We start from the raw sequence: 1,062 nt of genomic DNA on the forward strand, positions 1-1,062 counted from the left end.
GCGCGATTGGTTCGCCTAGCGTGCTGCAACGCTCGGGTGTTGGCCCGGCCGAGCTGCTCAATAGCCTCGACATCCCAGTGGTTCACGACCTGCCGGGTGTTGGCCAGAACCTGCAAGACCACCTTGAGCTGTACCTGCAATACGCTTGCACTCAGCCCGTGTCGCTGTACCCATCGCTGTTGTGGTGGAACCAGCCGGCCATTGGCGCCGAGTGGCTGTTTATGGGCAAAGGCATTGGCGCCAGCAACCAGTTTGAAGCCGGTGGTTTTATCCGCACCCGCGAGCATTTCGATTGGCCGAACATTCAGTACCACTTCTTGCCGGTCGCGATTAACTACAACGGCAGCAATGGGGTAAAAGAACACGGCTTCCAGGCCCACATGGGCTCTATGCGCTCGCCGAGCCGTGGTCGTGTCAACGTGAAATCCAAGGACCCGCGTGAGTACCCGAGCATCCTGTTCAACTACATGTCCACCGAGCAAGACTGGCAAGAGTTCCGTGATGGCATCCGCCTGACCCGTGAAATCATGCAGCAGCCTGCTCTGGATGCGTACCGTGGCCGCGAAATCAGCCCAGGTATCGACAAGCAGAGCGACGAAGAGCTGGACACGTTTATCCGTGAACACGCCGAAACCGCTTTCCACCCGTCCTGCTCGTGCAAAATGGGCACCGACGAGATGGCTGTGGTCGATGGCGAAGGCCGAGTGCATGGCCTGCAAGGTCTGCGTGTGGTGGATGCGTCGATCATGCCGTTGATCACCACCGGTAACTTGAACGCACCGACGATCATGATCGCCGAGAAAATCGCCGACAAGATCCGTGGTCGTCAGCCACTGCCGCGCAGCACTGCCGATTACTACATCGCAGGCGACGCGCCAGTGCGTGGCAAGCCGCTGCGCGAAGTGAGCCGTACCGCGCAGTAACCCCAAAGCCTTTGGACTGCCCCCAAAAAGTTGGACACATATCCAACTTTTTGGGGTTTCAACATGAGCAAGTACACAGAGCAATTTAAGCTCAACGCCATCAAGGCTTATCTTGATGGCACTAAGGGTCTACGGACGA

Annotated in this window: 1 protein-coding gene; it reads left to right on the forward strand. The window is 57.8% G+C overall.

Translation table 11 applies throughout. The features are described 5' to 3' along the window. On the forward strand, positions 1-923 hold a 923-nt coding region (locus AQS70_RS10300), incomplete at its 5' end, for a GMC oxidoreductase (protein ID WP_187331808.1). Positions 924-1,062 lie beyond the last annotated feature (139 nt).

Origin of the sequence: Pseudomonas endophytica, assembly GCF_001411475.1 — a bacterium.
GTDB lineage: Bacteria > Pseudomonadota > Gammaproteobacteria > Pseudomonadales > Pseudomonadaceae > Aquipseudomonas > Aquipseudomonas endophytica.